Here is a 24,339-nt window from a genome sequence, read left to right on the forward strand (position 1 = left end):
GAAGAACCGCCCCGGGTCGTGTGCTTCAGCCGAGTGCCGCCCTGGCACTCGTGGGCTGCGGGCCCTGCGTCTTCGGTGCGGGGTGCCAATCGGCCGCCCGTTTCAGCGTGGCCGCATAGGACCGAAGACCGCTGCGGAAGAGCGCCAGCGCCACACCGCCGGCCACCAGGAACACGATGAGCATCGACATGCCGATCGCCTTCGAATCGCGCAGGACGTAGTCGGTGATGATGCCGATTGCGACCGGGCCGAGGCCCGCGCCGAGGAGGTTCACGGCGCCGCTGAACAGGGCCGCCACCTGGCCGCGCATCGGCGCCGGGGTGATTTGCGCGACGATGGCCGGGCCGATGCCGAACAGGAACATCGCGAAGAAAGCGGCGAAGCCCAGGAAGATGGCGGCCGGCGTCGCCGTGGCCGCCAGCACCATGGCGCAGCCCGATGCCGTGATGCCAGCGGCGCCCAGCATCGCGGCGCGCAGGTAGCCGTGAACGACCCCGCGCCGGATCCAGCGCTCGCCCAGCCAGGAGCCGAAGAGCGTGCCCGCGGGGCCGGCGACCAGCATCAGCAACCCGAACAGCTTGCCGATCTCCTGGTAGCTCCAGCCGAAGTGGCGCACGAAGTAGGTCGGTGCCCAGCCGGCGAAGCCGTAGACCGACATGTAGAAGATGCCGGCGCCCGCGATGAAGGCATTGAAGGTGCGGCCGTTCTGGACGATGTAGTCCTTGACCTGCGCCACAGGCGCGTTGACGATCTTCGGCCCAGCGCCTTTGCTGCCCCTGGCCCCCTTCTTCGCGACACGAGGCTCGGGCACCGCCAGCATGAAGATCGCCACGACCACACCCGGCAAGCCCACGGCAATGAAGGTGGCCTGCCACGGCTCAATGACGCCCAGCAAGGGCAGTACAGGCCGCGACACCGTGTAGGCGCCCAGGATCAGGCTGCCCGCGAACAGGCCCACGCCGGAGCCCACCGGGCCGGCGGCGCCGAAGACACCCATCGCACGGCCGCGCTTTTCCGGCGCGAACAGATCCGCCACCAGCGAGACGGTGCCCGGAATCAGCACCGCTTCCCCCACCGCCACCACGATGCGCGCGGCCAGCAGGTGCCAGTAGTCGTTGGCGAGGCCGCTGGCGGCAGTCGCCAAGCTCCAGACGGCAATGCCGATGGCGATGATCACGCGTCGGTTGCCACGGTCGACAAGCCGCGCGATCGGAAGGCCCATCACGCCATAGAAGGCCGCGAAGGTGAAGCCGTGGAGCAGCCCTATCAGCGTGTCGTTGACGCCGAGCGACTTCTGGATCGGCCCGACCAGCAGGGTCAGGATCTGGCGATCCATGATCGAGAAGATATAGGCGACCAGGAGCACAGCGACGGCGTACCACGCGCGCCCCGTACTGACCGTGGGGAGGTCTTCGCCGCCCCGGATGATTGATGCATGCATGTTTGTCTCCGCTATCGTTGTTCTTGCTTGCCGCTCAGGCCTGGGCGGCCTGGGCTTCCTCGCGCCAGATGTTGTTCTCGCGCCAGAAGTTCTCCTTGCGCCAGTGCTCGGGCAGGCCGTTCGCGGTGGAACGGATGACGCGCTTGAGCAGCAGCTTCAGCACCTGCGCCTCGCGGTAGTCGAGTTCGCGTTCGGCATCGCCTTCGGCCGCCTTGCAGCAGGCCAGCAGCTCCATCGCGTAGGCACGGCCTTCGGGGATGAAGTGCACGAGTTGCGCACCGCCGTCGCCCTTCTCGAGACGCACCAGGCCGCGCTCGGCCAGCGCCAGCACGTGGGCCGTGTCGACGTGATCGCCTGAGATGGCCACCAGGCGCGCGATCTCCTCGCAGCTGCGGCCATCGCCCATGCTCAGCACGCTCAGGATGTTGTAGTGGATGTCGCGAAGTCCCTTGTCCTTCAGGTTGGCCTTGATAGGCATAAGCAGCTGGTAGTAGGCACGCCCCAGCAGGTTGCCAAGCCAGTCGCCGCCGAAGGTGGCGCTGATGTCCGTTTCATCGGCTTTCTTGAGTAGCAAACCGTAGTTCCCTCCGTGGAAGATCAAGGGTGGTTGAGCGAAGGTGTCGAAGTTGAGCACCTCGCCCACGAAGATCACGTGGTCACCGCCGTCGTACTGGTAGGCGACGCGACACTCGAAGCGGGCCGAGCAGCCGTCCAGCAGCGGCACCTCCCCGTGCCCCCGCGCCGCCTTGATGCCGGCGAACTTGTCCGCGCCGCTCTTGGCGAAGCGGTTGGACACCGCCTCCTGGTCGGCCGACAGGATGTGCACCGCAAAGTGCTCCGAGCCGGTGAAGGCCTGGATGCTCGAGGATGTCTTGCCCAGACTCCACAGCACCATCGGCGGGTCCATCGACACCGAGTTGAAGCTGTTGGCCGTCAGGCCATAGTCCTTGCCGTCGGCGCCGCGCGTGGTCACGACGGTGACGCCGGTGGTGAATGCGCCGAGTGCCTTGCGGAACTGGGCCTTGTCGATCGTTGCAGTCATGTCTTGTCTCCTGTTTGGGTGGGGTGATCCGGCGCGCTAGTTCATGAGCAGCGGCATGACCATGCGGCCGAAGCGCTCGGCCTCTTCGTGATGGGGGTATCCCGAGAGGCAGAAGCCGGTGCAGCCCACCTCGATGAATTCGCGCAGCTGCGCCGCCACCTGCTGCGGGTTGCCCACCACCGCGACGCCGGCGCCGGGACGCACCTCGGTGATGCCGGTCCACAGGTGCGGGGTCATCTTTCGGCCCACCGTCTTGGACAACTCGCGCTGGCGGTTGTTGGCCGCCGAGCTGGCGGAGCTTTCCAGGTGCTTCACGAAGGCCTTCGCAGCGGGCGTATCCGCGCCTTCGATCAGGCGATCGGCCGCTGCCCAGGCTTCTTCCTCGGTCTCGCGCACGATGACCTGCAGGCGCATCGAGAACTGGATCTCGTGCTCGCGGCCGTACTTGGCGGCGCGCTGGCGCATCGCCTTGATTTCCTCGCCGATCTTTTCCGGATAGTCGCCCCAGAAGAGGTGCACCGCCGAGTGTTGCGCCGAGATCTCGGCCGCCTGCTCGGAGCCGCCGCCCAGGAAGAAGGGCGGATGCGGCCGCTGTACCACATGGGGCACGATCTTCGGGCCGTCGACGCGGTAGTGCTTGCCGTCGAACTTCACGCCCTCCTCGGTCCACAGGCGCTTCATGAGGCGCACTTCCTCCTCGAGTTGCTCGTAGCGCAGTTCCTTCGAGGCGAAGCCGCCTTCTGCAACAGCATCCTTCTCGCTGAGGCCTGCGATCAAGTTCAGGTAGACGCGGCCGCCCGAGAGCTGGTCCATGGCCGACACCATCTTGGCGTGCGCTACCGGGTGGAAGTAGCCCGGCTTGATAGCCACCAGCGCCTTCAGCCGCTTCGTGCGCGCCAGCATGAAGGAAGCCGTGACCCAGGCGTCCCAGCACAGGGGCGTGACTGGCACCAGCATGTAGTCGAAGCCTGCGGCCTCAGCTGCCAGGGATACGCGCTCAAAATGTTCGAGCGACTGGGGAATACTCTGTGCGGGATCCGCGAACGCGCTCGTGTCGCCGAGCGTGGGGCAGAACCAACCCATCGAGAGTCGGGCTTTCTTTGTCATCTATGTCTCCTTGCTGAATGGCTGGATGTCTTCGAGGACTCGATTTCATCTCCGCGAGGGTCATAAGTAAAATGAACTCTTCTGATTTGTCGTATGCACAAGCCGAATATCGATAACTTCGACCTCAACCTGCTGGCGGTGTTTCTCAAGCTCTGGGAGACGCGCAGCGTCACGCGGGCGAGCGACAAGCTGGCGTTGAGCCAGCCGGCGGTGAGCCATGCGCTGCGCCGACTGCGCGATGCGCTGGGGGATGACCTGTTCGTGTCGACCAAGGAAGGCCTCGTCCCGACGGCGCGCGCGGAGGCGCTGGTGACCCCGGTCAAGGAAGCGCTTGCGCAGATCGGCCAGGCGATCCAGAAAGGCGTCCCGTTCGTCCCCTCCCTTGCGCAGCGCGAGTTCAAGATCGGTGCCGGCGATCTGGTGGAGTTCTCGATCGCGCCACAGCTGATCGAGGAGATCGCACGCGAAGCACCCGGCATCCTCGTCAAGCTGGTTCCGGTGCCGGAGGGCGAGCTCGCGCAGCAACTTCTGGAGTCAGGCGACGTCGACGTGGTGCTGAACGGACAACCCATCAAAGCCGCCGGCGTGCGCAATGAGATCACCGCTGAAATCAGCCTGGTCACGCTGATCTGGAAGCGGGAGAAGCTCGGCAAGCGCCGCTTTCCGCTCGACCTCTACCTGAAGCGGCCGCACATCGTCATTCGCACACTCGACCGGCGCGGAAGCATCGTCGACCAGACACTGATCCAGCAAGGCCTGCGTCGTCAGATCGGCGCCGTCGTGCAGAACTTCATCGTGATGCCGGTCATCGCGCAGCGCACTGGCTACATCTGCAACCTGCCGAGCCGCATGGGCCCGATGTTCGCGAATCTGTTCAATCTCAGCATGCACGAACCGCCGCTGCCATTCGCGCCCTCGCCGCTCTACTTGTCATGGCACAAGCGCTTCGAGGCCGACCCGGCCATGGCCTGGCTGCTGCAGAAGATCCGCGACGCGGTGGCGACCGAAGTCCGTTGATCAGGCCCGCGCGTCGAGATGCGCGCGCGGAAGCCGCACGAGCGTGAACGCACGCATCTGCGGAGGCACACCCGGAACACGCGCCACGTGCAGATCCACCGCTTCCCCGTCCGACGCGTCCGCGGTCAGAACGCGTGCCGGGCCGAGCCACAGCCGCCGCGGCGTGACGTGCAGCAACGGCAAGGGATCGGCGAAGACTTCGCAGACGGCGTCGAGTTCATGTTCAAGCAGTTCCTCGCGGGCACCCAGGCTGTCGAGCTCGCTGTCGTTCTGCTTCAGCTGCTCGCGAAGTCGCGCGGTCTCGGACGCGTCGGCGATGTCGCCGCCGATCACCGCGGACATTCCGATGCCCTCGCGCTCGAGCAAACGCAGGCGCGTCGCCAGCAGCACACGCTCCCGTTCGAGAACGCCGCGGCGCGATGTGTCGGAGGCAATGTGTGCCAGCGTCTCCAGCAGCAACTGGTCGACCATGTTCCGGAGAATCTCGTCCGTCAGTGCGGCGGGCGTGGCCGCGCAGATCCTGAGCTTGTGATCGCCGAGCTTCACGGTCGTCTGCTCGGTGCATGCCGCGCCCAGCACGGCATACGCGGACTGCAGGAGGGGATCGTTGTCGAACAAGGCCCGCATTTCGGGGGTCCGATTGACCAGCCGCGAAAGCTCTTCGGGCGCGCCGAAGAAAGCGCGGATGCAGGGGTCACCGGCCCAGGATGCCGCGCTGGCTTCCCGCGCCTCGGGAAGCGTGGCCACCAGACCGCGAACGTAGTCGATCCCCTCGCCCACGGAAGCTTCGAGCCGGGCCCAGTAGCGCGGCGCGATGCGCAAGCGCGGGCTCAGCCGGAGCACGCGCTGCACCATCTCGATCCGACGCGGATCGCTCGGTGCATCGTTGCCGTGTTCGCGGCGAAAGAGCGAAGCGAAGAATTCCATGTCGAGACTCCACTGCCGGCCCATACCTATTGTGGATGCGCCGGTGCAACTTGCCCAGTCCTGCTCTCAGCGCTTCGCCCAGAAATCCCGCTGCATCGCGATGGTTTCCGGTGCGATCTCGGCCACCGGCCCGATCAGTTCCACCGGCTTCTGGCAATGGTCGAAGACGTAGCGCGATGACACGCTCATGGTCGGGTTCTCCGCATGGCTGCCGGTCTCCGCGAGCAACTGGGCCTCGGTCATGCCGAACACCACGCGCCCGATGTTGGCCCAGTAGGCAGTGCCGGCGCACATGCAGCAGGGCTCGACCGCGGTGTAGAGCGTGCAACCCCAAAGGAACTCGGGCGTGAAATTGGTCGCGGCCACGCGCGCGAGGGTCGACTCCGCGTGATTGACGGTGTCGATGTTGCATTGCTCCAGCAACACAGTCTCCTGATCGGGGCCGACCAGAACGGCGCCGAAGGGGTGGTGGCCCAGGGTGACGGCGCGGCGCGCCACTTCGTTCGAGCGGCGCAGGTGGCGCAGCATCTGTTCCTGCGTGGGCCGCAGGCCCAGCGGCGGCAAGGTCGTTGAATCAGTCATTCGCGGGTTCCTCGATGTGGTGCCGACAGCCTCCACGGAAACAGCCGGGGACGCAACCCTTCGATCCGTCCGGGGACGGGAAAGACCCCGTTGTTGGCGTTGCGCGGAACGCGGTAATGTCCCCCGCCTTTCATCCTCCGAGGGAACTTGCCATGGCGCTCCTGCCCGAGATCGGAATTCGCAACCTGGACGACATGGCGCGCGTCGAGGCGGAGATGACGCTCGACGAGCGCCTGCCCGAGCGCAGCGTCCTGGACGTCTTCATCGCCGCCGCCGCGCGCCAGCCGGACCGCACGGCACTCACGATGCTGATGACGGGCACGCCCGACGAGCAGGCCCGCCGTGTCAGCTTCCGCGAGCTGCTGGGCCTGATCCGGCGCGCCGCCAACCTGTTCTCGACGCTGGCCGGCCCGCGCCCCGGCGTCGCCTACATGCTGCCCAGCCTGGTCGAGACCCACGCAACGCTGTGGGGCGCCGAGACCGCGGGCTACGCGGTGCCGATCAACTTCCTTCTGCAACCCGCGCACATTGCCGGCTTACTCAAGGCCTCCGGCGCTCGCGTGCTGGTGGCGCTGGGCCCGCATCCGGTGCTGGACATCTGGCAGAAGGCGCTGGCCTTGCGCGACGAGATTCCGGGGCTGATCCTGGTGCGCGTGGCACCGCCCGGCACGCCGGCTGAAGAAGGCGTGATCGACTTCCACACCGCGCTCAAGGCGCAACCCGACGACCGGCTGGTGTTCGGCGAACCGGGTCGCAATGGCGACGTGGCAGCCTACTTCCACACCGGCGGCACCACGGGCGCGCCCAAGCTGGTCGCGCACACGCACCGCGGCCAGTTGGTGGCCGCGCTGGGCGGGGCCATGCTGGGCGACATGCGACCGAGCGACACGCTCACGGCCACGTTGCCGCTGTTTCACGTCGGCGGCACCATCTTCTGCGGCCTGAGTGCCTTCATGGCCGGCATGGGCTTGCTGATCATGTCGCCGGGCGGGCTGCGCAATCCGGCCATGGTGCAGGGCTACTGGCGCCTGTCAGCCCAGTACGGCGCCACGCTGGTGGGCGCGGTGCCCACCTCGGTCGGCGCCGTGCTGGACGTGCCGTTGGCCGGTGTCGACCTCCACGCCGTGCGCGCCGGCTTCTGCGGTGCCGCGTCGCTGCCGGCGGCGGTGGGCGAGCGCTTCAGGCAAGTCACCGGCCGCGGCCTGTTCGAGGTCTACGGCATGACCGAAGCCTCGGGCCTGATCGCCATCGACGCGGTGGCCGGCAGCGGCGGCATCGGCTCGGTCGGCTGGGCGCTGCCCTATACCCGCGTCGTCGTGCGGCGGCTGGAGGCCAGCGGTGCGCTGGGTCCTGCTTGCGATACCGGCGAGGTCGGCGTGATCACCGTCTCGGGGCCCCATGTCTCGCCGGGCTATCGCGATCCGGCGCACGATGCGGGTGTCTTCGAAGGCGGTGTGCTCAACAGCGGCGACCTGGGCTACACGGATGAGGAAGGCCGCATCCACATCGCTGGCCGCGCAAAAGATCTGATCATTCGCAGTGGTCACAACATCGATCCGCAGATGATCGAGAACGCCATGGCGTCGCACCCCGCGGTGCTGCTGGCGGCCGCGGTCGGAATTCCCGATGCCTACGCCGGCGAGTTGCCGGTGTGCTACGTGGCGCTTCGCCCTGGTGCGAGCGTCACCGAGGAGGAACTGCGCCAGCACGCCGAGCGCACCATCGGCGAGCGCCCGGCTTGGCCGAAGCAGATTCACGTCGTGGACGCCATCCCGCTCACCTCGGTCGGAAAGATCTACAAGCCGCAGTTGCGCTGCGACGCGGCGGCGCGCCTGGTCGCGCGTCTGCTGCGCGAACAGCACGGCCTGCCCGATGCGCAGGTGCAGGCGAGCGAAGGCGGCCGCCGCGGGATGACGGTCAGCGTGACCCTGCCCGCGGCTGCGCGCATGTCGGTGCCGGCCGTCGAGCAGGCCCTGGCCGGCTACCTGTTCGAGTCGCGCGTCACGGTCGGTTGAGCGCATCGGGCCGTCACGTACGTGGTCATGCGTGGCAGTCGGGATGGCGCGCAGCGCGGCAATGGCGAGAATCATCGACCGGAGTGCAAGCGATCACTGCTCGCGATGCCGGTTCTTGTCGACGTCCCATGTGGCGAACGCATTCCGTCTACCCGAACTTCCCGAAAGTGAAAGGAAAACGTGAAATGAAAACAACCCACTGCGCAATGCTCGTACTGGCTTCGGCCATGGCTTTCACCGCGCCTGCGATGGCGCAGAAGAACACGCCTTCCGACAAGCCCCATGTGCTGGATGTCCGCGACATGATGAAGGAAGTCACCGTCTCCGCGCAGGTGACGGCGATCGACCAGAAGAACCGGATCGTGACCATCAAGGGACCCGAGGGAAATGAATTCGCGGTCGTGGTCGACCAACGGGTCAGGAACCTGGGCCAGGTCAAGGTCGGCGACATGGTGGACGTCACCTACATCCAGTCGGTGGCGCTCGACTTCCAGAAAGGTGACGGGATCCGCATGGCCACGCAGACGGTTGCCGCCGACCGTTCCGCGGTCGGACAGCTTCCCGGAGGGGCCGCGATGAAGCAGACGACGATGGTGTCGAACATCTGGGCGGTCGACCAGGCCAAGGGCACCGTGATGGTTCGGGGTCCGTTCGGTCACTTCACGGAAGTGAAGGTGAAGGACCCGTCCATGCTCAATGGCGTCAAGGTCGGCGACCAGATGAAGATGACCATCACGCAAGCCCTCGCCACTGCGGTGCAGAGAAAGGGCTGAAGCGCTGGACAAGGCCAGGAGCGGCGCGCAGCCGCTCCTGCCCCCGATCACTTCGGGAACATGAACTGCGCCTGCACCCGGATCTGCCAATTGGCGCCGTTGTCCGGCTTGACCACGTTGTAGTAGGCAGACAGCTGTGTGTTCACCGGCAGCTTGCCCAGGTGGAAGATCTTGCCGATGCCGCCACCGACCGGCACGGTCCAGCGCTGGCTGCCGGTGGCATTCCAGTCGGCGGTGATGATCGGGGCCGTGGTGAGGTAGAGACCCCCAGGAAAGTTGTAGTTGATGAAGGGCTGCAGCAGGAAGTTGTTGTACGAACCACCCTTCCCGCTGCTGCTCACCGACCAGATGTTGTTGAACAGCGCGCCGTAGACCCACGGATCGCCGTGGTCGAGGTGCAGCACCACCGCCGACGGACCCAGGCCCCAGTTGTTGTTCCCCAGCTCCGAATTGCTGTTGGTGGGAATCTGCACCACCGGACCCGCGCCCCAGATCCATTGGCCGGGATTGGCCGGCGAGAGAAAGGCGGTCATCACCACATCGCCGACGCCGTTGAGACTGCCGATGCCGGGGCCCAGCGAGGGCATCGAGATGACCGGCAATATCGTGCGGGTGATGATGTTCCAGTCCTTGTTGATCGAGATGGGAATCACCGGCTGGATGTTGAGGATGTTCTGCGTCCCTTTTTCCGGCCCGAAGTTCAGGTTGGTGTTGTTCTGGAACGGCACGCTGACGAGGTTGCCGACCGGGTTCTGCGCAAGCTTCGCGAGCTCTTCGGCGCTCATCTCCGCATGCACTGGCAGGCTGGCGCACAAGGCGGCAGCGCCGGAGATGGCGAACGCCTTGGCCCGCGCGTCGTAGGAATCCCCCATGTTGACTCAGGCGTACGGTCGGCGACGGTCGCGCTCGTTCAAGGCGCCGGCACGACGTTGTAGTACACGCCGTTGGCGCCAAAGGCGGGCCTGAACCAGGCGTTGCCGACCTGGTAGTAGGTGACGCCCCCGCGGTCCACATAGACCGCGCCTGTCGGCAGCGTGGAGAAGTGAGTGCCCAACGGGTAGGCGGGAATCGCGGTCGCATTCGCGATCGCTGCGCCCGCCACCGCGCCCACCGCCAGTCCGGCGGCGGCGCCCGCGGCGACAGCAGCGCCGCAGCTGTAATAGCAGCCCGGGTGATAGTACGGAACGGCCACGGGCCGGACGTACGGCGCATAGCCGCCATACCCATAGGCTGGTGGATGGTAGGTCGTGAAGCCGCCGGCAGTGGTGTGCACGGCCCCGTAGCCGTAGGCGCCGGTGGTGGTTCCGCCGTAGCGATTGGTGTGACTGGTTCCGCCGTACCAACTGTGCGTGGTGCTGCCGCCGAACGCGTTGTCGTGGGTGAACCCGCCCATTCCGCCCACCGTGCGGCCGCCCCACCCATTCGCCCGCGCCCACGCCGATGCGGATGTATGGAATCCCGTGGTCAGAAGCGCCGCGGCGAGCAAGGGAAGGATGGCTTTCATCGGTTTCATTTCGAGGGTCCTTCCATGTGCTTCACGGGGCTGAGCTTGCCTTGCCGCTCTTTGACTTGGCCGCCTTCGCGGCAGTCGCGGGCGGCGACGGTGCGGCGAACGGGATCCTCCTCGCATTGGCCGCATTGACCGACGCGAAGGCCTCCGCGGCGATGACGGGATCGAGCTTCCAGTTCGACAGATCCACCTGGTGGCGCAGCAGCAACGGATCGCCTCGATATGTCGCACGCAACCTGCGTGGCAGCTTGTCATCGGCGCCGATCCATATCTGCATGAATATCTCGTCGCTGGCCACCGCAATCACGTCGGTCGTCGTTCCGCCAACCGCCGTCGATGGGCCGACGTAGAAGGCCTTGGTCAGGCCCTCGGTGATGTTCTTGAAGGGATCGGCACCCAGCACATCGGCGAAGGGGAAGTAGATCGCCGCATCCTTGAACGCCGCTTCCAGCATGGCATCGAGGGTGGGCGGTGCGGGCGCCACGGCAACGAGGTTCTCCGACGGTGCGAAGGCGGTGAAGGTCTTTCCGTCGTAGTAGTACTCCGAAGCCTTGCCGTCGCCGCTCGTGATCACGCGCAGCTTGTTCGGCCGCTGCACCAGGACTTCGGAGACTGTGGTGTACGCCAGGGGCGGGCCGATGCTGGTGGGGCTTTCATAAGTCGCGATGGCAGTGAACGCCATCGATGAAGATGCCGTGAGGGCGTTGCTCATCCCGCGCAGCAAGTCCATTACCTTGGCTTCCAGCTCCGGCGCAGGCTTGGCCGCCTTGCTCTTGGACGCGGAGGCCTTGGCAGGCGCCGCCTGTGCATTCGCCCCGACGACGAACGTCAGGCTCGCGGCAAGCAGCACCGCCTTGGCAAGGATCTGAAATCGGCTTTTCACGGACATCTCCTTCCGACCGGCCCGTTACGCCGTCGGTACATTGCAGAGGCCAGAAGCGGCTTTCTTCAGGCTTACTTGGCGCCTGGCATGTCGGGCGTGCCGCCCTGGGGCGCTTGCTTCCTGTTGGGATGCTTCGCGTCCCGCTTATCGATCTTTGCCTCTCCGGCCGCCGCGGACTTGCCGGTGCCGATGGCGTCGTTCTCGCCCGACTTCAACTCATCGCCGCCGACCTTCTTCACCTTGTCCTGCGGGCGCGCATTGGCCTTGGCCTGGGCCTTTTGCTGAGGTTTGCTGTTGGTGGTGACCGCTTCTTCCTGCGACGACACGCCCGGCGGGTTCTGCGCATAGGCACCCGCCGCGAACAGGCCGGCAATCAGGGCTGCGAGTAGTTTGCTCATTGCGATTTCCTTTGGTCAATGGATTGAAGCATCCCAACGCCATGAAGATTCTTCAAGACGCTGGGGTCTTGCCGTGCGTCGTTCACTTCATCCGCGAGGGTGCGGCGAATTCATTGTGAAAGCGGCTGTTCGGCAAATCCAGCCGGGCCACCACGTACCTGCACGTACGTGGTCGGTTGCGCCGGTGACCATCATCAAGGAATTCGCTCCTCATGTCGATCGAGCCTCATCCGCCTTTTCTGCGTCGCATGCCTACGTACGTGGCCTACGTAGCCGCCTGGACAGGCCGCCCTAGACGTTCAGGCGACCTACGGGAGCAGTTCGAACTTCAGGTCCGCGAGCGGGGTGACCTTTTCATCGCGCGTGAGCTTGTATTCGGTGTTCGGTCCCAGCCACTTGGCCCATAACTTGTCGATCTCGCCGCTCTTGTCGAGCGCGTAGAGCGCGGCGTTGACCTTGGCCAGGAGCACCGGCTCGTCCTTCTTCATGCCGACGCCGATCGGCTGGAACACCATCGGCTCCTTGATCATCTTGAGTTCGACGCCGGAAGTCTTCGACTGGTTGACCAGCTTGGTGATGGTCATCGTGTTCGCCACCATGCCGACCGACTTGTTTTGTTGCACGGCCATGAAGGCCGACCCGGTGTCCTGGAAGGTCACAGGTTCGGAGCCGTTCATCTTGATCGACAGCTCGGAAGTCGAGCCCTTCGTGGAACTGAGACGCTTGCCCTTGAACTCGGCCTTGGTCGTGGCGGGGTCGGAGGCCTTGACCGCGAGCATTTCCTTGGCAATGTAGTACGGGTCGCTGAACTGGATCTGCTCGCCGCGGCTCTTGGTGTAGGCCAGGTTGGCCACGGTGACATCGACGCGGCCGAGCTTGACCTCGGGCACGCGTGCTTCCACCGACAGCGGCGTGATCTTCGCGCCGAGGCCGAGCTGCTTGGCCAGGGCATTGCAGAGATCGACGTCGAAGCCCACCATCTCGCGCGTCTTGGGATCAGGCGCCGCAAAGGGCGGCACGTCGGCAAAGGTGCCGCACTTCAGCTCCTTGCGCTGGCTGATTTCGTCCCATTGATCCGCGTGCGCCAATACAGCCAGCGTGGACAGGCCACAGCCGATGGCGGCCATGCGGATCGCAGTCTTCTTCGACATGATGAGCTCCAGGTGATGGTGATTGAAACGAAGGATGGAATCAGTGCGCGCGCAGGTCGGACAGGAAGCGCTTCGCGCGCGGATGCTGCGGGCTGCTGAAGAAGGCCTCCGGCTCTGCCTTCTCCAGGATCTGGCCGGCGTCCATGAACCAGACGCGATCCGCGACCTCGCGGGCGAAGTTCATTTCGTGCGTGACGCACATCATGGTCATGCCCTCGTGGGCGAGGCTTCGCATGACCGACAGCACCTCGCCCACCATTTCCGGGTCGAGTGCGCTGGTGGGCTCATCGAACAGCATGGCGGGCGGCTCCATGGCCAGTGCGCGCGCAATGGCCACGCGCTGCTGCTGGCCGCCCGACAACTGCGCGGGATAGGCGCCGGCCTTGTTGGCGAGGCCCACGCGCTCGAGCAGTTGCATCGCCTTGTCACGCGCTGCCGCGCGCTTGACGCCCAGCACGCGCATCGGCGAAAGCATGATGTTCTCCAGCACCGAGAGGTGCGGAAACAGGTTGAAGCTCTGGAACACGAAGCCGATGCGGCTGCGCAACCGGTTCAACGCGACGCCGCGCATCGGCGCGTGGATGTCGTGCCCGTCGAAGAGCAACTGGCCCGACTTGATTTCCTCGAGCCTGTTGACGGTGCGGATCAGGGTCGATTTGCCCGAACCCGAGGGCCCGCAGACGACCACGACCTCGCCCTTCTTCACCTCGGCATTGACGTCGGTGAGCGCCTGGTAGTCGCCGTACCACTTGTTGATCCTGGAAAACAGAATCATGGGGGTGTCCTCGGCTGCCACTTGCGGGCTGCCTGGGCCGGTTGCGGTCTTCATGGGTCTGTCTCCTGGGTCAGGGGTGCCGTCGTGCGCGGCCTCAGGGATTGGCTGCCACCGGGGACGGCAGCGATGTCTGGCTGTCGGCGGCCTTGCCCGGCGAGACGCCGCGTCGCTTGTGGGCGATTCGGCGTTCCACCCACTGCGCCAGCTGGGTCAGGCTGAAGCACACCACGTAGAACGTCATCGCGAGGATGAAGAACACCTGGAACGGCTTGGTCAGCAACTGGTTGTTGATCTGGTTCGCGGCAAAAGTGAGTTCCTGCACGTTGATCACGTAGCCGAGCGTCGTTTCCTTGATCGTGGAGATGAACTGGCTCAGCATGCTCGGCAGCATGTTGTAGAGGGCCTGCGGCAGGATCACGTACCACATCGTTCCGAGATGGCTGTGGCCGAGCGCGCGCGCCGCCTCGACCTGCCCCTTGGGCAAGGCCTGGATGCCGGCGCGAACGACCTCCGACAAGTAGGCCCCCTCGTAGATCACCAGCGTGCACAGCATGGTCGTGAACCCCGAGACCTCGCGCCCGATGAGGACGGGCACGAGGAAGTAGACCCACAGGATCACCATCAGCAGCGGAATGCCGCGCACCACGTAGACGAGCACCGCGGCCGGCCAGCTCAGCAGCCGCCACGGCGACAGGCGAGCCAGCGCCAGGAGCACGGACAGCGGGAAGGCCAGCGTGATCCCCAGCACCGAGAGGATCAGCGTCGCGCAGATGCCGCCCAGCGGACCGCTCGGATACTGGCCGACGAGCAGCAGCAGCCAGTTGTCGCGCAGGATCTCGAAGACGCTGTACATGGCTTACCTCGCTTCCGCGATGCGGTAGTGCCGCGCCACCCACGCGCCGACGGCCATGATGACCAGCGACAGCACCAGGTAGAGCACGGTGGCCACGCTGTAGGCCTCGAAGGCGCGAAAGCTCTGGCTTTCGATTTCCTTGACCGCGTGGGTCAGCTCGGCCACGCCGATGGCCATGGCCAGACTGCTGTTCTTGAAGAGCGACACCGTGTGATTGACCAGCGCCGGGATCGCGTTCCGGATCGCCTGCGGCAAGATGACATGGCGCATCGATCCGATGTAGCCATGGCCCAGCGCCCGCGCGGCCTCGGCCTGCCCGCTGGGGATCGAGCGCAGGCCCGAGCGCATGTCCTCGCTGAAATACGCCGCCTGGCACAAGCCCAGCGCCACGATGGAGATAAGCGCCTCCGCGTTGTGCTCGGACAGCCAGGTCTGCAGCGCATCGGGCAGTACGCTGAAGATGCCGAAGTACCAGAACATCAGCTGCACCAGCGTCGGCACATTGCGGTGGTACGAGACATAGGCCGCGACCGCGCGCTCGGCGATGCGGCTGGTCGACAGCCGTACGACGAGCAGCAAGATCGCAATCGCCATGGCCAGGAGCCATGATCCGGCCGCGATCTTCAGCGTCATTTCCACGCCGTGCAGCAGCATGGCGCCGAACTCCGGCTTGAGCAGGATCGCCATCAGGTCGAAGTCTTTCATGCTCCGTTCCTCGTCGTGGTGTTACTGGGGTGTGGAGATCGTGCGGCCGCGAAGCTCAGGCCTGCGGCGCTTGCGGCCGGGCGGTGGACAGCCCACCGGGAACCTGCAGGGTCGGCGTGATTTCCATGTGGCCGACGTTCACCGCGATCGGCGCGGCAATGGCGAAGGCGATGGCGTTCGCGATGTCCTCGGCCTGCGGGAGTTCGAAGCCTTCGACGAAGCGCTTGCGCGTTTCCTCGGAGTCACCGTGCACATGGGCAAAGATGTCCGTGGCGACACGTCCGGGGCAGATTTCCGTGACCCGCACACGCTTGCCGAAGAGGTCGATGCGAAGCTGGCGCGACAGCATGCTCACTGCGGCCTTTGTTGCGTGATAGGTGCTGTTGCCGTTGAAGTTGTAGGCCGCGGCGATCGAACTGATGTTGACCACGTGGCCCCGGTCACGCGTTGCCATGCCCGGCACGACGAGCCTGCACAGGTGCAGCACGGCGCGCAGGTTCACGTCGACCAGCAGGTCGATGCCTTCGGCGTCCGCCTTGAGGATCGACCCGGGCCGGTCGACACCCGCGTTGTTGACGAGCACGTCGAAAGAGACCTCCTGCGCCAGGCGCGTGATGCCGTCGAGGTCGCCCACGTCGATGGCGTGCGCAATGCAGCCCGTGCGCTCGGCCAGTTCGCCCAGCTTGTCGGCGCTGCGCGCGAGTGCGTGGACTTGCAGGCCTTCCTTGCACAGGCGCTCGACGACCGCGGCCCCGATGCCCGATGAGGCGCCCGTCACCAGCGCGGTCTTGTAGTCAGAAAACGGCATCTTTGCGTCTTTCGTTAAAGGAAATTCACTGTATCCAGCACCGAGAACCAGCGCCAAGACGGAATGTCTGTGGAGAGATAAGCCGTCCTTATGTCGCGAATCACTGCGCCAACTGCCGGGAGATCGGCACCACACGGCCGCCTGCCTCGACCACGTCGCGCACTGCTCGCGCCAGTGCAACGGCGCCCGGCGTGTCACCGTGCAGCAGGATCGAGCGGACCTTCATCGGGATCCGCTTGCCGCTGTAGCTGGTGACAGTGCCGTCGTCGAGCAACTGGCGAACACGCGCCAGCACCGCGTCGCGATCGTGGATCACAGCGTCGGGCAGCTTGCGCGACACCAGCAGGCCCTCGTCGTCGCAGGCACGATCGGCCAGGAAGGTGGTGGCAACACGCAGGCCGCATCGCTCCGCCGCCTCCTCGATGGCACGGCTTGCGGACGAGCTGACGATGAGCGCGGGATCGAAGTCCGCCACGGCACGCACCAACGGTCCCGCAAGCGCTGCGTCGGCCGCAGCCATGTTGCCCAGGGCCCCGTGAAAGCTCATGTGCGTCATGCGATGCCCGGCGGATCGCGCCATGCCGGCGAGCGCGCCGAGCTGGTAGGTCACGTAGGTGGTGAGCTCCGCCGTGTCGATCTGCATCGGGCGGCGCCCGAAACCCAGCAAATCGGGAAAACCCACATGGGCACCGACATCGACGCCCCGGACGCCCGCCATGCGGACCGTGCGATCCATGATCACCGGGTCGCCGGCGTGGAACCCGCAAGCCACGTTCGCGGAGGAGACGATTTCCAGCAGCGCCTCGTCTTCCCCCATGCGCCAGGGGCCGAAGCCCTCGCCCAGATCGGCGTTCAGATCGATGTCCATGGCGATGTCCTTCTCGATTCAATCGGCGCGCAGGTCAAAGAGTGCGGTGCCATAGCCGACGGCGCGGCCGGTTTCCACGTGCACGAGGCTCACCCGGCCCGCGACCGGCGCGTCGACCGGCAGGAGCAGCGGGCCGATCTGCAGAAGGCCCAGGTCCTGTCCCGCGGTCACGCGTTCGCCAGGACGTACAACAGGCGCCTCGTGCAGCGGATGCGCGTGCAGGAACGCCCCGACGCTCGATGCGGTCACGACGGTGGGCGCTGGTTCGTTCAGTTGCACCACCTCACCCGCCGGCGACCCATTGCGGCCCAGCCGCACCATGCCTTGCGGGGTTCGCAGTTCGAGCAGGCCGATGTCGGTCCCGGCGAGCCATTCGGCCATCTGGCGCAGTTGTTCCGGCGTCGGCATGTCAGTGCTTTCGCGGCGAACTGCGATGCAGGTCCACCACCCGGCGCACCTTGTCGAGCCAGGCCTCGGTCTCGTCCAACGCGCCGACGGCCTCGGCCCAGGTGGCTTCGACGAAGCGGAAGCGGCTCCCGATCGGCGCCTGGCCGAGCCGCCACAGATCGGCCTCGATCACCGTGCCGAACTTGGGGTAGCCGCCCGAAGGTTGCGCATCGCGCATCTGGATGATGGGGTGTCCGCTGTGCGGTACCTGGATCACGCCCGGCACGATGCCGTGCGACCGGATTTCCATCGGTGCGATAGGTCGAAGGGTTTCCCCGGCCAGCCGATAGCCGTAGCGATCGCTCTGGGCGGTGATCTTCCACTCGCACGCCCAGAAGGCGGCGCGGGAGGCTTCCTTGAAGCCCATGTATTCGGCAGCGGGAATCACGCGCACCGCCGTCACGCCGTCGATGTCCAGAGGCAGCGTCAGGGCGGGCGGAACGAGACCGAAGTCCGTCCGGCACGGCTGCCCCGCGCCCACAGCGCGCAGGACGTCTCCACGCTTCAGCGCGCGGCCTTCGTGCCCGCCAAAGGCGCCGCGCATCTGGGTGCTGCGCGAGCCCAGGATTTCCGGCACGTCGATGCCACCGGCCACGCAGAGCATGGCGCGGCTGCCCCGCTGCGCGCCGCCTCGTGGCAGGCCCAGCGTGAGCACCTGGCCTGCGCGTGCTTGATGAACCCACCAGGGCATCAGCGCTTGCTCGTCCAGGCGCGCCGCGCAATCGGCGCCGGTCAACGCAAAAGCACAGTCTTCACCGAAGCGCACCTTGAACGGAAAGACGGGCACCTCGATGCCGGCTGCGTTGGCGTCGTTGCCCAGCATCAGATTGCCGGCGGCCAGCGCCAGGTTGTCCATGGCGCCGGAAGTGCCGACGCCCCAGCGCAGGCTGCCCTGGCGCCCGAGGTCCTGAACGGTGGCGAGCGCGGCGGACGAAAGGACTTCGATCATCGGACGATCCCCTCGACCCGGAAACGGATCATGTCGCCTGGCTGAAGCGCGGCGGGCGGGTCTTGCGTCGGATCGAAGAAGGACATCGATGTGCTCCCGATGGTGTTCCAGCCACTGGGGCCCGCGGAGGCCGACACGCCGGTCTGCGCGCCGCCGATCGACACCGCGCCGCCCGGAATGCTCAGCACAGGCACCTTGCGGCGCGGCGTGGCGATGCGCGGGTCCATGCCGCCCAGGTAGCAGTAGCCGGGATGGCTGCCCAGCGCATACACCGCATAGGTCGGCGCGCTGTGCAACTCGACGATCTCCTCCACGCTCAGCCCGGTATGCGACACGACATCCGCCATGTGAGGTCCCCCTTCGCCGCCATAGATCACGGGAAGCTCGATCACGCGGCCTTGCAGGGGCAACGCAATCGCCGAATCCCAGGCCGTCTGCAGGCGCGCCTCCAGCGCTTCGAGTGCCTGCGCATCGCGCGGCGGTCGCATGAAGGTCAGCATGAGGTTGTTCATGCCCGGCACGGCCTCGCGCACTTCGGGCCACGCCTGTGTCTCGCGGGCCAGCGCCCAGATGCGCTGCTGCGAGGCGAGCGCCAGTTCGCCGGGCGCCTCGAACAGCAGCGCGGTGGTGCCCAGCAGGCTGATGGATGCGGCTGGCGCAGCCACAGGGGCTTTGCCGTCTGCGCGCGCCTTGGCCTTGGACGCCTTGGAAATGGTCGCCGGCGAACTCATGCCGCGCTCCTTTGCTGAAGCCAGCGTTCGAGATGGTGAATGTCCACGCCACCGGCGGCAAAGCCTTCGTCGCGCAGGATGTCGCGATGCAGCGGCACGTTCGTCGAAATGCCTTCGACCTGCATTTCGGCCAGGGCCAGGCGCATGCGATCGAGCGCGTCGTCGCGCGTGCCACCGTGAACGATGAGCTTGGCGATCATCGAGTCGTAGTACGGCGGCACGCGATAGCCTGCGTTGGCATGGGAATCCACACGCACGCCGAAGCCGCCAGGCACCTGCCAACCGGTGATTCGGCCGGGCGAAGGCGCAAAGGTCTCGGGATCCTCCGCGTTGATGCGGCACTCGATGGCATGGCCTTGGCAACGGACGTCAGCCTGCGTCAGCGCCAACCGATCGCCGCGTGCCACCCGGATCTGGTGCTGCACGATGTCGATGCCGGTGGTCATCTCGGTCACGGGATGCTCCACCTGCAGGCGCGTGTTCATCTCGATGAAATAGAACGCGCCCCGCTCGTAGAGGAATTCGAAGGTGCCGACGCCGCAATAGCCGATCTGCCGGCACGCGGCCGCGCAGCGTTCGCCGACCTCGGCGATCAGCGCCTCGTCGATGCCCGGCGCCGGTGCCTCCTCGATCACCTTCTGGTGACGGCGCTGGAGCGAACAGTCGCGGCTGCCGAGCCACACGGCATGGCCGTGGCTGTCGGCCAGTACCTGGATCTCGACATGGCGCGGGTGCAGCAGGAACTTCTCGATATAGACCTCGGGGTTTCCGAAGGCGCGGCGCGCTTCTTCGCGGGTCAATGCCATCGCATCGAGCAGCGACGCCTCCTCTTGCACCACACGCATGCCGCGCCCGCCGCCGCCTCCGGCAGCCTTGACGATCACCGGATAGCCGACTTCGCGCGCCAGGGCCTGGATCGCCTCGGGTTCCTCCGGCAACCCGCCGTCTGGCCCGGGCACGCAAGGCACGCCGGCGTTGCGCATCGCGCGCTTGGCGGCGACCTTGTCGCCCATGGTGCGAATGCAGGCCGCGCTGGGGCCGATGAAGCGGAGGCCGGCCTGCTCGACGCGCTCCGCAAAGCCCGCGTTCTCCGACAAGAAGCCGTAGCCGGGATGGATGGCCTGCGCACCGCTCACTTCGGCGGCGAACAGGATCGCCGCCTGGTTCAGGTAGCTCTGCCCCGGCGCCGCGGGTCCGATGCAAAGGGCCCGGTCGGCCTGCGACACGTAGCACGCATCGCGATCGGCCTCCGAGTGCACCACGACGGTCTTGAGACCGAGACCACGGCACGCGCGCTGGATGCGCAGTGCGATCTCTCCCCGATTGGCAATCAGCACGGTGTCGAACATGCTCATCACCCTTCCTGCGCGAAGCGGAACAGCGGCTGGCCGGCTTCGACTTCCTCGCCCGACCCGATCAGGACTGCGAGCACGATGGCGTCGCGCTCGGCGCGCACTTCGTTGAACACCTTCATCGCCTCGATCACGCACAGCGTCTGGCCCGCCTTGATCGACTGGCCCGGCTGCACGAAAGGCGGATCGCCCGGGGTCGATTGCAGATGGACCACTCCATACAGCGGTGCCAGGCATTCGGTCGACGCGCTCGCCTGCACGGCGGGTTCATCGATCTCTTCGACGGAAGGGAGCGCCTCGCGGACTGCCGTCTGCGTCGGCCGGCGCGGCATGCTTGTCAGCGCCGACTGCTTCACCAGCCTCAGCGTGGAGCCGTTTTCGCTGAATTCGAGCTCCGACAGGTCCGAGCCTGCCAGCGCGTCGATGAGCGTCTTGATCTGTTCCTGGTTCATGCCGGGGGTCCGTCTTCGAGACAGAAATCGTTGTTGGCCGCCGCATTCCGCGAACGCGTGACGACTGGCATGAAAGGTAACGGGCCGCAGGCCCAAAGCCAAAGACGGATTGGCTGTGCCGGGATAAGGCCCGCTTATGACAAGGCGGTGAGCTCGGGTTCCGGCGTCGACACCACCGTGCTGGCGAGGTCGACCACCAGCTCCAGCAGGATGTCCTTGACCGCCTGCGCCGGCTCGGAAAGCGGCAGATGGTCGGACTGGCACAGGGCCAGCGGCGCCTCGATCACTGGCTCGACGATCTGGAACTGCCAGGCACCGCAGGCCGCCACGACCTCGCGCGCCATGGAAGCGGGGAGGATGCTCGCGCCCAGTCCATCCGCGATCGCGGCGGTGAGCGTGAAGGCCGACTCGATCTCGGCGACCACGTGCGGCACCATGCCCGCGCGCACGAAGGCCGCATCGACCAGCTTGCGCACGACGTTGTAGGGTCGCGGCAGCATCAGTTCCATGTCGCGCAGGTCGGCCAGTCGCACCGGCGTCGCGGGTGCCGGCGTGGTGGCCGGGCCGACGAGATACAGGGGTTCCTTGAGCAGCGGCAGGAAGGTCAGGCCGTGAATCGCCTTGTCGCCATAGAGCACGGCCAGATCCATGCGCCCGTTCATGATGAGTTCGCTGAGCGTGGTGCCGTAGTTCTCGTTCAGGTAGAGCAGGATGCCTGGATGCCGGGCACGCACGGTTCGAAGCAAGGGCAGCGACAGCGCCGACGCCGCTGTCCCGGGCGCGAGGCCTACCGACACCTGCCCCGACAGGCCCTCGCCGGCCGCTTCCATGTCGACACGTGCCTGCTCGCACTGCCGCAGGATGATCTGCGCATGGCGGTAGAGCACCTTGCCCGCCTCCGTCGGCGTGACGCCGCGCTTGGTCCGCACGAGCAGCTGCTGCCGCACCTCGCCTTCGAGCGTCGCGAGTTGCTGGCTCAAGGCAGGCTGGGCAATGAACAGGACCTCCGCGGCCTGCGTCAGGCTGCCGATGTCCACGATCTTCACGAAGTATTTGAGGCGTCGCAGGTTCACGCGCTGTCCCCAAGCAAAAGCCAAGCCTAGCACCGGCCCACCAGGGTGCCTATCGGGCCCCACCATAAGCTGAGCCTATCGAACCAGAGCGATCTTGTCTTGGCCGAGCCGCGGGGATCTGCGTACCGTTACGCCCCAGTGCATTCCCCACCCCAAGGAAGATCAGTGAACACCTCCCGCATCGCCGCCCGCGTCCGGCGCATCAAGCCATCGCCCAGCACCTCCGCCGCAGACCGGGCCAACGAGCTTCGCCGCCAGGGCAAATCCATCGTCAACCTGGTGGTGGGCGAACCCGACTTCGACACGCCGCTGCACATCCGGCGCGCCGCCGCCGAGGCCATGGAAAAGGGCGCCACGCGCTACACCCTGATGGCCGGAACGGTCGAGCTGCGGCAGGCCATCGTCGCGAAGCTGGAGCGCGAGAACGGCCTGAGCTATGAAATGACCGAGATCATCGCCACCAGCGGCGCCAAGAGCGCGATCTACAACGCCTTCGCGATCACGCTGGAACCGGGCGACGAAGTCATCATCCCGGCCCCTTACTGGGTGTCGTATCCGGACATGGTGCTGGCCTGCGAAGGCGCGCCGGTGGTCGTCGCTTGTCCGGAGGCCAACGGCTTCAAGCTGACGCCGGCACAACTGGAGGCGGCCATCACGCCCCGCACGCGCTGGCTGTTGATCAATTCGCCGAGCAATCCCACGGGTGCGAGCTACGCGGCTGCCGAATATCGCGCAATCGCCGATGTGCTGTTGCGGCACCCGCACGTCATGGTGATGACCGATGACATCTACGAACACATTCGCTTCGACGGCGAGTCGACGCCGCACATCGTCGCGGTCGAGCCCGGCCTGCGCGATCGCGCACTGGTCATCAACGGCGTCTCGAAGACCTACGCGATGACCGGCTGGCGCATCGGCTACGCGGCAGGGCCGAAGGACCTGATCACGGCAATGGACACGCTGTTGTCGCAGTCCACCGGCAACTGCTGCTCCATCAGCCAGGCCGCCGCAGCGGCAGCGCTCAATGGCGACCAGCGTTTTGTTGGCGAGAGCGTGGCGGTCTACAAGCAGCGCCGCGACCGCACGCTCGCGCTCATCAACGCGATTCCCGGCCTGAGTTGCGCCACGCCGCCGGGCGCCTTCTATCTGTACATCAATTGCACCGGGCTGATCGGCAAGACGACACCCGCCGGCAAGCGGTTGAGCGAAGACGGCGACGTGGTCATGTACCTGCTTGAAAGCGCCGGCGTCGCTACGGTCGCCGGCACGGCCTACGGCCTCTCGCCCTACTTCCGCCTGTCCATCGCCACGTCCATCGACATCCTGGAAGAAGGCTGCTCGCGAATCGCCCGTGCCGTCGCCGAGTTGCGCTGAACACGCGAACCACTGCCGGCCATTCAAGGAAGAACAACCACCATGCCCTACAAAGCCATCCGCAAGAACCCCTCGGCCACGCAGGTCGATCCGAAGATCCTCGCCGCACTGCGCGAGATACCCGTCGCGGCGCTGAGCGACAACATGCACCGGAACATCGGCACCACGGGTCTCACCCCCTATCACCGTCCTGTGACCCAGACCATGGCAGGCACGGCCGTCACGGCGCGCTCTCGCGGCGGCGACAACCTGACCTACCTCCGCGCCCTCGAGTTCTGCCGTCCCGGCGATGTGCTGGTGATCGATGCCGGCGGCATCCTCAACAACGCCGTGGTCGGCGGCATCCTGTCCTTCTACGCCGCCCACATCGGTGTCCTGGGCGTCGTGGTCGACGGAGCGATTCGCGACGTGGCCGAGATCCGCGCCCGCGAGTTTCCGGTCTACGCGCGCGGCGTCACCCATCGCGGCCCCTACAAGGACGGCCCCGGAGAGATCAACGTGCCGATTTCCGTGGGCGGCATGGTGGTCAATCCTGGCGACATCGTGGTCGGCGACCAGGACGGCCTGATGGCGTTCCCGCCGGACGAGGCGGAGCTTCTGATCGAGAAGGCGCTTGCGCATCTGGAGACCGAAGCCGAGACGATCCGGGCCATGAAGGAAGGTCGCTGGGACCGGTCGTTCATCGACGCGCTCGAGGCGCGCTGCCCGAACTGAGTCGGAGCAGATGCGTTGCAGCCGGTTCAGGCACAGTGCGATGCTGTCAAGAATGCGGACTTCAGCGCCTGGCTCATCGGCCGCACGCCGTCCCGGCGCTGGGGCGACGTGGAGGACCTCGTCGGCGCGGCGGTGTTCCTCGCGAGCGATGCGTCGCGCTTCGTCAACGGCCACATCCTTTACGTCGACGGCGGCGTCACCGCAGCCCTTTAGCACACCCCCAGGTTGGCTCACTTCGTGTAGCCGCCCACCCCCTTGCAGGGGGCAACACCAGCGGCCCGGCTGAGCCGGTTCCGCGGTGTTTCGCGAAGGGGTTCGTGAACTGTCATCAGATTGAGGAAGAAGGAGAAAAGCCCATGGAAGCCCTCGTCATTCATGCCCCCGGCGACTTG

The 24,339-nt window shown here is 66.2% G+C and carries 26 protein-coding genes and 1 pseudogene; 6 read left to right on the forward strand and 21 right to left on the reverse strand.

What is annotated here, in order from left to right; all coding sequences use genetic code 11:
- Positions 1-25: 25 nt before the first annotated feature.
- Genes AC1DHL_RS25750 through AC1DHL_RS25760 form a run of 3 tightly spaced genes read right to left on the reverse strand, consistent with a single transcriptional unit; the run spans position 26 to position 3,590 of the window.
- Positions 26-1,441, reverse strand: a complete 1,416-nt coding sequence (locus AC1DHL_RS25750) for a spinster family MFS transporter (protein ID WP_478103946.1) — start codon at positions 1,439-1,441, stop codon at positions 26-28.
- 34 nt (positions 1,442-1,475) lie between these two features.
- A complete protein-coding gene (locus tag AC1DHL_RS25755) occupies positions 1,476-2,483 on the reverse strand; it encodes a flavin reductase (RefSeq protein WP_478163832.1) in 1,008 nt (335 codons plus the stop codon).
- Between the two features lie 36 nt (positions 2,484-2,519).
- Positions 2,520-3,590, reverse strand: coding sequence for an LLM class flavin-dependent oxidoreductase (locus tag AC1DHL_RS25760; RefSeq protein WP_478163833.1), 1,071 nt, complete (start codon positions 3,588-3,590; stop codon positions 2,520-2,522).
- 93 nt (positions 3,591-3,683) lie between these two features.
- On the opposite strand from AC1DHL_RS25760, the gene AC1DHL_RS25765 reads away from it, so the two are divergent.
- Positions 3,684-4,607, forward strand: coding sequence for a LysR family transcriptional regulator (locus AC1DHL_RS25765; protein ID WP_478163834.1), 924 nt, complete (start codon positions 3,684-3,686; stop codon positions 4,605-4,607).
- Here AC1DHL_RS25765 and AC1DHL_RS25770 read toward each other — a convergent pair whose 3' ends face one another.
- On the reverse strand, positions 4,608-5,534 hold the full coding sequence (locus tag AC1DHL_RS25770; protein WP_478163835.1) for a hypothetical protein: 927 nt from the start codon (positions 5,532-5,534) through the stop codon (positions 4,608-4,610).
- Between the two features lie 66 nt (positions 5,535-5,600).
- Positions 5,601-6,116, reverse strand: coding sequence for a nucleoside deaminase (locus AC1DHL_RS25775; RefSeq protein ID WP_478163836.1), 516 nt, complete (start codon positions 6,114-6,116; stop codon positions 5,601-5,603).
- 152 nt (positions 6,117-6,268) lie between these two features.
- Between AC1DHL_RS25775 and AC1DHL_RS25780 the strand changes: the two genes are divergently transcribed.
- Positions 6,269-8,131, forward strand: coding sequence for an AMP-binding protein (locus AC1DHL_RS25780; RefSeq protein ID WP_478163837.1), 1,863 nt, complete (start codon positions 6,269-6,271; stop codon positions 8,129-8,131).
- Positions 8,132-8,316: 185 nt separating this feature from the next.
- Positions 8,317-8,904, forward strand: coding sequence for a hypothetical protein (locus tag AC1DHL_RS25785; protein WP_478103955.1), 588 nt, complete (start codon positions 8,317-8,319; stop codon positions 8,902-8,904).
- A 47-nt stretch (positions 8,905-8,951) separates the two neighbouring features.
- Here AC1DHL_RS25785 and AC1DHL_RS25790 read toward each other — a convergent pair whose 3' ends face one another.
- The 16 genes from AC1DHL_RS25790 to nac all read right to left on the reverse strand — a co-directional run bounded on the left by AC1DHL_RS25790 (position 8,952) and on the right by nac (position 21,859).
- A complete protein-coding gene (locus AC1DHL_RS25790) occupies positions 8,952-9,776 on the reverse strand; it encodes a transporter (protein WP_478163838.1) in 825 nt (274 codons plus the stop codon).
- Between the two features lie 38 nt (positions 9,777-9,814).
- Positions 9,815-10,417 (reverse strand): hypothetical protein, encoded by a 603-nt coding sequence (locus AC1DHL_RS25795; RefSeq protein ID WP_478163839.1) that lies wholly within the window; start codon positions 10,415-10,417, stop codon positions 9,815-9,817.
- 22 nt (positions 10,418-10,439) lie between these two features.
- Positions 10,440-11,297: a DUF2092 domain-containing protein gene (locus AC1DHL_RS25800; RefSeq protein WP_478163840.1), complete on the reverse strand. Its 858-nt coding sequence runs from the start codon at positions 11,295-11,297 to the stop codon at positions 10,440-10,442.
- 71 nt (positions 11,298-11,368) lie between these two features.
- Positions 11,369-11,695: a cell envelope biogenesis protein TolA gene (locus AC1DHL_RS25805; RefSeq protein ID WP_478103960.1), complete on the reverse strand. Its 327-nt coding sequence runs from the start codon at positions 11,693-11,695 to the stop codon at positions 11,369-11,371.
- A gap of 308 nt (positions 11,696-12,003) precedes the next feature.
- Positions 12,004-12,846, reverse strand: a complete 843-nt coding sequence (locus tag AC1DHL_RS25810) for an ABC transporter substrate-binding protein (protein WP_478163841.1) — start codon at positions 12,844-12,846, stop codon at positions 12,004-12,006.
- 40 nt (positions 12,847-12,886) lie between these two features.
- Complete coding sequence (locus AC1DHL_RS25815; protein ID WP_478163852.1) at positions 12,887-13,621, reverse strand: amino acid ABC transporter ATP-binding protein; 735 nt, start codon at positions 13,619-13,621, stop codon at positions 12,887-12,889.
- 94 nt (positions 13,622-13,715) lie between these two features.
- Positions 13,716-14,474, reverse strand: coding sequence for an amino acid ABC transporter permease (locus AC1DHL_RS25820; RefSeq protein WP_478163842.1), 759 nt, complete (start codon positions 14,472-14,474; stop codon positions 13,716-13,718).
- A 3-nt stretch (positions 14,475-14,477) separates the two neighbouring features.
- Complete coding sequence (locus AC1DHL_RS25825) at positions 14,478-15,179, reverse strand: amino acid ABC transporter permease (protein WP_478163843.1); 702 nt, start codon at positions 15,177-15,179, stop codon at positions 14,478-14,480.
- A 55-nt stretch (positions 15,180-15,234) separates the two neighbouring features.
- The gene (locus AC1DHL_RS25830) at positions 15,235-15,987 is read right to left on the reverse strand and encodes an SDR family oxidoreductase (protein ID WP_478163844.1); all 753 of its coding nucleotides are present in this window, start codon (positions 15,985-15,987) and stop codon (positions 15,235-15,237) included.
- Positions 15,988-16,087: 100 nt separating this feature from the next.
- Positions 16,088-16,855, reverse strand: coding sequence for a LamB/YcsF family protein (locus AC1DHL_RS25835; RefSeq protein WP_478163845.1), 768 nt, complete (start codon positions 16,853-16,855; stop codon positions 16,088-16,090).
- A gap of 18 nt (positions 16,856-16,873) precedes the next feature.
- Positions 16,874-17,263, reverse strand: a complete 390-nt coding sequence (locus AC1DHL_RS25840; RefSeq protein ID WP_478163846.1) for an acetyl-CoA carboxylase biotin carboxyl carrier protein — start codon at positions 17,261-17,263, stop codon at positions 16,874-16,876.
- Position 17,264: 1 nt separating this feature from the next.
- Positions 17,265-18,251: a 5-oxoprolinase subunit C family protein gene (locus tag AC1DHL_RS25845; protein ID WP_478163847.1), complete on the reverse strand. Its 987-nt coding sequence runs from the start codon at positions 18,249-18,251 to the stop codon at positions 17,265-17,267.
- Positions 18,248-18,982, reverse strand: a complete 735-nt coding sequence (gene pxpB / locus AC1DHL_RS25850) for a 5-oxoprolinase subunit PxpB (protein WP_478163848.1) — start codon at positions 18,980-18,982, stop codon at positions 18,248-18,250. Before pxpB ends, AC1DHL_RS25845 begins: the two co-directional genes overlap by 4 nt.
- The gene (accC, locus tag AC1DHL_RS25855) at positions 18,979-20,331 is read right to left on the reverse strand and encodes an acetyl-CoA carboxylase biotin carboxylase subunit (protein WP_478163853.1); all 1,353 of its coding nucleotides are present in this window, start codon (positions 20,329-20,331) and stop codon (positions 18,979-18,981) included. The genes pxpB and accC overlap by 4 nt, the downstream gene beginning before the upstream one ends.
- Positions 20,332-20,336: 5 nt before the next feature.
- Positions 20,337-20,786, reverse strand: coding sequence for an acetyl-CoA carboxylase biotin carboxyl carrier protein (locus AC1DHL_RS25860; RefSeq protein WP_478163849.1), 450 nt, complete (start codon positions 20,784-20,786; stop codon positions 20,337-20,339).
- Positions 20,787-20,920: 134 nt separating this feature from the next.
- Positions 20,921-21,859 (reverse strand): nitrogen assimilation transcriptional regulator NAC, encoded by a 939-nt coding sequence (gene nac, locus AC1DHL_RS25865; RefSeq protein WP_478103972.1) that lies wholly within the window; start codon positions 21,857-21,859, stop codon positions 20,921-20,923.
- A 165-nt stretch (positions 21,860-22,024) separates the two neighbouring features.
- On the opposite strand from nac, the gene AC1DHL_RS25870 reads away from it, so the two are divergent.
- From AC1DHL_RS25870 to AC1DHL_RS25880, 3 genes and pseudogenes are all read left to right on the forward strand, one after another.
- Complete coding sequence (locus AC1DHL_RS25870; protein WP_478163850.1) at positions 22,025-23,233, forward strand: aspartate transaminase; 1,209 nt, start codon at positions 22,025-22,027, stop codon at positions 23,231-23,233.
- 42 nt (positions 23,234-23,275) lie between these two features.
- Positions 23,276-23,947, forward strand: coding sequence for an RraA family protein (locus AC1DHL_RS25875; RefSeq protein WP_478163851.1), 672 nt, complete (start codon positions 23,276-23,278; stop codon positions 23,945-23,947).
- Between the two features lie 60 nt (positions 23,948-24,007).
- Positions 24,008-24,160: pseudogene (locus tag AC1DHL_RS25880) on the forward strand (SDR family oxidoreductase); the annotation flags it as partial.
- Positions 24,161-24,339: the final 179 nt, after the last annotated feature.

Source organism: Variovorax sp. 10L426, assembly GCF_056395305.1.